Origin of the sequence: Cognatilysobacter lacus, assembly GCF_008274655.1 — a bacterium.
Taxonomy (GTDB): Bacteria; Pseudomonadota; Gammaproteobacteria; order Xanthomonadales; family Xanthomonadaceae; genus Cognatilysobacter; species Cognatilysobacter lacus.
In genome coordinates this window covers 1-6,434 of sequence record NZ_VTRV01000153.1, presented here as the reverse complement: position 1 = coordinate 6,434, position 6,434 = coordinate 1, and the positions used below count along the sequence as shown (strand labels likewise).

General features: G+C 68.2%; 5 protein-coding genes. 4 read left to right on the top strand and 1 reads right to left on the bottom strand.

All coding sequences use genetic code 11. From position 1 onward, the window contains the following. Positions 1 to 439 (bottom strand): winged helix-turn-helix domain-containing protein (locus tag FW784_RS11735; protein WP_187770790.1); only part of this gene is annotated, 439 nt, incomplete at its 3' end. A gap of 141 nt (positions 440 to 580) precedes the next feature. Between FW784_RS11735 and FW784_RS11730 the strand changes: the two genes are divergently transcribed. From FW784_RS11730 to FW784_RS11715, 4 genes are all read left to right on the top strand, one after another. Beyond that, complete coding sequence (locus FW784_RS11730; RefSeq protein WP_149353526.1) at positions 581 to 1,213, top strand: hypothetical protein; 633 nt, start codon at positions 581 to 583, stop codon at positions 1,211 to 1,213. Between the two features lie 92 nt (positions 1,214 to 1,305). Continuing rightward, a complete protein-coding gene (gene dnaE, locus FW784_RS11725) occupies positions 1,306 to 4,827 on the top strand; it encodes a DNA polymerase III subunit alpha (RefSeq protein ID WP_149353525.1) in 3,522 nt (1,173 codons plus the stop codon). A gap of 191 nt (positions 4,828 to 5,018) precedes the next feature. After that, the gene (locus tag FW784_RS11720; protein WP_149353524.1) at positions 5,019 to 5,978 is read left to right on the top strand and encodes an acetyl-CoA carboxylase carboxyltransferase subunit alpha; all 960 of its coding nucleotides are present in this window, start codon (positions 5,019 to 5,021) and stop codon (positions 5,976 to 5,978) included. A 192-nt stretch (positions 5,979 to 6,170) separates the two neighbouring features. After that, on the top strand, positions 6,171 to 6,434 hold a 264-nt coding region (locus tag FW784_RS11715; protein WP_328592728.1), incomplete at its 3' end, for a PP-loop family protein.

Genomic DNA, 6,434 nt, shown 5'->3' with positions numbered 1-6,434 from the left:
CCGCGGGCACTGGCGGCGTCACAGGCGACGCCGGGCTCGCAACCGGCGCGGTCCAAGCCGGAGCGGCGGGCGAGCCTGGCGCACGGTCACCGACCTCGAATTCGAGCGTGGCAACGAACGAGTAGCCCAGCGCATGCCGCGTGCGGATGTAACGCGGCACGTGCGGGTCGTCGCCGAGGGCATGGCGCAGTTGCGCGATCGAGCGCGTCAGTACCCCGGGCGTGACATGTCGATGCCCCCACACAGCATCGAGCAACGTTTCTCGCGGAACCAGTTCGCCTGCATGCCGCAGCAGCGTGATGAGCACGGCGTAGGCCTTGGGTTCGAGCGGCTGCGGTTCGCCCGCGCGCGTGACCAGGCAGGCCTGCGTGTCCACGCAGACATCGCCGAAGCGGTAGATCGCCGGATCAGCCGGCACATGGCCGGTGGCGTCGGCCATCGTGATTTCCTCGCAACTCCATCGGAACCCACGGCGAATCAGCCGATAAACATCGATGCTGCGTCATGACCGGAAACGGCGGAAAGCGGAGGCTTGGATCGTGCCGGAACCGCCGGCATCCACGGCCCACGAGGACCTGTCATGAACGCCTTGCTGACCACCGAACACCCGCTACCCCGTTGCATTTACCAGGGTGGCGATCCTAGCCGGCGCCGCCGCCACCTGGTCGAGGGCTTTCGGATCGATCCGAGCGCGGTCGACCGGTTCAATCGGCTGCTCCGGCAGTTCGCCGACACCGCGCCCGTCCTCGACGCGGACCGTCTCGCAACCGCAGCCCGCGAGCTGTCCTCGTCGGCCCGCGGGGCGACCGCAGCGTGCATCCGCGAACGATTGTTCCGGGTGAAAGCGGCCCAGACGATGGCTGCCGACGCCGCTTGGCAGGCGCCCCCGGAGACCGTCGAACTCGTGCGCAGGCTCATCGAGCAGGTCCGTCGCGGCGAGCACCTGCTGCCCGAGCGCATGCATCCGGTTGGGCACCTCGACGACGCGGTGCTGGTTGATGCCGCGTGGCCGCAGTTGCGCCGCGAAACCCTGGGGTACGCGGATTTCCACCGCCTGCGGCGGCTGGCTTTCGACCGCGCACAGCGCGACCGCTTCGACCGCGCTGCGTGGCGCCAGGCCCAACTGGACGAAGCACGCCTGCTCGACCACGCCCGCGAATGCCGCGAGGGCTCGTACCTGCCGGAAAGCGCGCCGCGTTTCGCCGTGCACTGAACCGTGACCGGCGGCGTTCAGGGCGCCGCCGTGTCAAGCCTTGTGGCGGTGGCCGGGGCTGATACGCTGGCGCGCGCTTTGCCGGTCGCCGCATGTCTCCCCGATTCATCCACCTCCACCTGCACACCGAGTACTCGCTCGCCGATTCGACCATCCGCGTCGACGAGCTGGTGAAGCGATGCGCGCTGCTCGGGCAGCCGGCGGTGGCTATCACCGACATCAACAACGTCTTCGCCGCGGTAAAGTTCTACAAGGCGTGCGAAGCGGCCGGCATCAAACCGATCCTCGGCGCCGACGTGGCGCTCGCCGACGGCAACGAGGCCGCCTCCCGCCTCACCCTGCTGTGCCGTGACCGCGAAGGCTGGTTGACGCTCTCCCGGCTGCTCACGCGCATGTGGATGGAAGGCCACCGCAACGACGGCGTCGCGCTGCGCCCGGAGTGGCTGCGCGACGACAACACCGGGCTGTTCGCCCTTGCGGGCCGCGACAGCCTTGCCGGCCAGCTCGCCGCCGGCGGCCGCCATGATCTCGCCGAAGCCTGTCTGGTCGACTGGAAGGACGTGTTCGACGACCGCCTGCACCTGGAGCTGGTGCGCAGCGGCCGCAAGGGCGAGGAGCCGTTCAATTCCTTCGCGTTGCATGCGTCCTCGCTGCGCGACATCCCGGTCGTCGCCACCAACGACGTGCGCTTCCTCGACGAAGACGGCTTCGAGGCGCACGAGGCGCGCGTCTGCATCGCCACCGGCCGCGTGCTGGACGATCCGAAACGCCCACACGACTACGCACCGCAGCAGTTCCTCAAGTCCTGCGAGGACATGGACGAACTGTTCTGCGACGTGCCCGATGCGATCGGCAATGCGCATGCGCTCGCGCTGCGCTGCAACGTGGAAATGAAGCTCGGCCAATACGCGCTGCCCGCGTTCCCGGTGCCCAGCGAACACACGATCGAATCGTGGCTGCGCAACAGCGCACGGGATGGCCTTGCCGGTCGCCTGGAAAAGGCGCCACCCTCGGGAGGGCGCACCCTCGAGGACTACACATCGCGCTTGGAAACCGAGCTCGACGTCATCATCAAGATGGGGTTCCCCGGTTACTTCCTGATCGTCGCGGACTTCATCAACTGGGGTAAGCAGCAGGGCATTCCGGTCGGTCCCGGTCGCGGTTCCGGCGCGGGTTCGCTGGTGGCGTGGGCGCTGGGGATCACCGACCTCGATCCCCTGCCCTACGACCTGCTGTTCGAGCGCTTCCTCAATCCCGAACGCGTGTCGATGCCCGATTTCGACATCGACTTCTGCATGGACCGTCGCGACGAGGTCATCGACTACGTCGCGCGCAAGTACGGACGCGATCGCGTCAGCCAGATCATCACCTACGGCACGATGGCGGCGAAGGCCGCCGTGCGCGACTGCGGTCGCGTGCTCGGCCATCCGTACGGCATGGTCGACGGCATCGCCAAGCTGATCCCCAATACGCTCGGCATCGGCCTCGAAGACGCGCTGGGCCGCTCCGATGCGTCGAGGAAGGATTCCGACCTCGCCTCGCAGGAACTGATCACGCGCTACAACGCGGAGGACGACGTCCGCGACCTGCTGGATCTCGCGCTTTCGCTGGAGGACCTCACGCGTAATGCCGGCAAGCACGCCGGCGGCGTCGTCATCGCGCCGAGCCCGCTGAGCGACTTCTGCCCGCTGTTCGCCGAACACGACGAGCACGGGCGCGGCGGCAGCCCGGTCACGCAATTCGACAAGGACGATGTCGAGGCCGTGGGCCTCGTGAAGTTCGACTTCCTCGGCCTTCGCACGCTCACCATCATCGACTGGGCGGTGAAGGCGATCAACGTGCGCCGCGCGGCGTCGGGCGAGCAACCGCTCGAGATCATCAGCCTGCCGCTCGACGATGCACGGACCTACGAAGTGTTCGCGCGCGGCGATACGGTCGCCGTGTTCCAGTTCGAATCGCGCGGCATGCGCGAGTTGCTCAAGCGCGCGCAGCCCGACCGCTTCGACGACCTCATCGCGCTGGTCTCGCTGTACCGCCCGGGCCCGATGGACCTGATCCCGGACTTCATCGAACGCAAGCACGGGCGACAGGATGTGGTGTTCCCGCACGCACTGCTGGAGCCGATCCTCGCGCCCACGTACGGCGTGGTCGTCTACCAGGAACAGGTCATGCAGACCGCGCAGATCCTGGGCGGCTATTCGCTCGGCGGCGCCGACCTGCTGCGCCGCGCGATGGGCAAGAAGAAGCCCGAGGAGATGGCGAAGGAGCGTGTCAAGTTCGAGGCGGGCGCGAAGGAGCACCACGGCATCGAGCCGCGCGTGTCCGGACCGATCTTCGACCTGCTGGAAAAATTCGCCGGCTACGGTTTCAACAAGTCGCACGCGGCCGCGTACGCGCTGGTCTCGTACCAGACCGCCTGGCTGAAGGCCCATTACCCGGCCGAGTTCATGGCCGCGGTGCTGTCGTCGGACATGGACAACACCGACAAGGTCACCGGCTTCCTCGACGAGGCGCGCGTGATGGGCCTCGAGGTGCTGCCACCCGACGTCAACGAGTCGTCGTACATGTTCGACGCACGCACGCCGCAGTCGATCCGCTACGGCCTCGGTGCGGTGAAAGGCGTCGGGCGCGGCGTCTGCGAGGCGATCGTCGACGCGCGCCGCGCAGGCCCGTTCACCGGATTGCTCGATCTTTGCCAGCGCGTCGACAACGGCCGCCTCAATCGCCGCGCGCTGGAAGCGCTCGTGCAGGCCGGCGCGCTCGATGCGCTTGGTCGGAATCGCGCGAGCCTGATGCTGCAGGTGCCCGAAGTGCTCCGCGCGACCGACCAGCGTTCGAAAGAAATCGCCGCGGGCCAGGCGTCGCTGTTCGGCGGGGTCGATACCGCGTCGGTGGCGCTTCACCTGGACCTGCCCGATTGCGAGGAGTGGCCACTCGCGAAGCTGCTGGAGTCCGAACGCGACACGCTGGGGCACTACCTCAGCGGCCATCCGTTCGATCCGTTCCGCGAAGACGTGCATGGCCTCGTCGGTTTCCACCTTGGCGATCTCGATCGCATCTGGGCGTCACGACCGGATATCGGCGGCCGCGGCGGCTGGCGTCCCGAAATGGAGACCACGGTGGCTGGCCTCGTGGTCGGCCTGCGCAAGAAGGGCGACTCGCAGGTGTTCGTGCAGATCGAGGACGGCCGTGGCCGCCTCGAATGCGCCTTCTTCGCGGAGACGTACGCGGAAAACGCGTCGGTGATCGCGCGCGATCGCCTGCTCATCATCAACGGCGGCCTGCGCGAGGACAGCTTCTCCGGCGGTTTCGCGCTGAAGGCACAACGCTGCTGGGACTTCGCGCAGATCTGCAGCCGGCATGCGCAGAAACTGCTGCTGCGGCTCGACCTTCGCGATCCGGGCACGCTCGGCCGCGTCGACGCGCTGCTCAACTCGCGCCGGCCCGGCCCGACGCCGCTGCGGCTGCACGTCATTACCGAGGGTGCGTCGGGCATGGTCGAACTGGGCGGTACTTCCGGCGTGCGCGTGGATAGCGAACTGCTGGACACGCTGCGCGCGACGCCCGGTGTCCTGACGGTGAAACTGGCGCTTTCGCGGCCCTGGGCGAACTGACCGAGACGCGCATCGCGCGAAGGTGCTCGCCCTTGCTGGTGGGACGCCTCCTCCCCTCGCCGGCCAGATGGGCCCGCGCTGGCCTGCTGATCTCGGCCGAAGGAGTGGCCACGGCGTCCCGAGGATCAGTACGGGTGCGAATGCCACCCCCGCACGGATAAACTGCCCGCCTTTCACCGCGCCGGCCCTGCATGAACCCGAACTACCTCGATTTCGAGCAGCCAATCGCCGATCTGGAAGCGAAGATCGCCGAACTGCGCCTTGCGAGCGACGGCAATTCCATGGACGCGTCGCCCGAAATCAGGGCCCTTCAGGACAAGGCGCGCAAGCGGACGGCGCAGATCTTCCGCGACCTGACGCCCTGGCAGGTGTCGCAACTGGCGCGCCATCCCCAGCGGCCGTACACGCTCGACTACATCGAGGCGATGTGCGACGAGTTCCACGAGCTGCACGGCGACCGCGCCTACGCCGACGACACCGCGATCGTGGGCGGGCTGGCGCGCATCGCCGGGCGCAGCGTGATGATCATCGGCCACCAGAAGGGCCGCGACACCAAGAGCAAGATCAAGCGCAATTTCGGCATGCCGCGCCCGGAAGGCTATCGAAAGGCGCTGCGCCTGATGAAGATGGCCGAGCGCTTCGGCCTGCCACTGCTCACCTTCATCGACACGCCCGGCGCGTACCCCGGCGTCGGCGCCGAAGAACGCGGCCAGTCCGAGGCCATCGCGCGCAATCTGATGGAAATGGCGGAGCTCGAGACGCCGATCGTCTGCACCGTCATCGGTGAAGGCGGCTCGGGCGGCGCACTGGCCATCGGCGTCGGCGATCGCACGCTGATGCTCGAATACAGCACCTACTCGGTGATCTCGCCCGAAGGCTGCGCATCGATCCTATGGAAGTCCGCGGACAAGGCGAAGGACGCCGCCGAACAGCTGGGTCTCACCGCGCGTCGCCTACGGTCCCTTGGGCTGGTCGACAAGGTGATTCGCGAGCCTACGGGCGGTGCGCACCGCAGCCCGGCGCAGATGGCGCGCCGACTGCGCACCGTGCTGATCAACGAACTCGACGCACTGGAAGCGCTTCCCGCCGACCAGCTGGTGCAGCGACGCTACGAGCGCCTGCGCGGCTACGGCGCGTACGAAGCCGCCTGAAGCGCGAGGCGGAAGGCCGCGCGCGGCCGGCCGTCGCGAGGCGGTGCGGCACCTAAGCCGGCATGCGGCCCTGTTTGACAAGTGTGGTCCGACGCGCCAGCGGGAACCTGACGCGCCCGACGCCGCGAGCTGCGCCGCAGCCAGGCACGTGCACGTGCGTTCCTGCGCCCGAAGCCGTGGCAGCATCCCTCCATGTCGATCGACGCACCCGCATTTTCGCCGCCGGTCCGCGCCCCTGTCTGCGTTGCGCTGAGCGGCGGGCCGGATTCGGTCGCCTTGCTGCATGCCCTCGCCCACGACGCGCAGGCGCGCGCTGACGGGCTTCGCGCGCTGCACGTGCATCACGGCATGCAGGACGCGGCGGACAGTTGGGTCGCGCACTGCGTTGCGATCTGCGCGTCATTAGATGTGCCGCTGGCCGTCGCGTTCGTCGACGTGGGCGCGCACGCGGGCCTC

Bases quoted from the DNA above. Each gene is read 5' to 3' on its own strand.
- FW784_RS11730 (WP_149353526.1), top strand. From the start codon at position 581: ATGAACGCCTTGCTGACCACCGAACACCCGCTACCCCGTTGCATTTAC.
- dnaE (WP_149353525.1), top strand. From the start codon at position 1,306: ATGTCTCCCCGATTCATCCACCTCCACCTGCACACCGAGTACTCGCTC.
- FW784_RS11720 (WP_149353524.1), top strand. From the start codon at position 5,019: ATGAACCCGAACTACCTCGATTTCGAGCAGCCAATCGCCGATCTGGAA.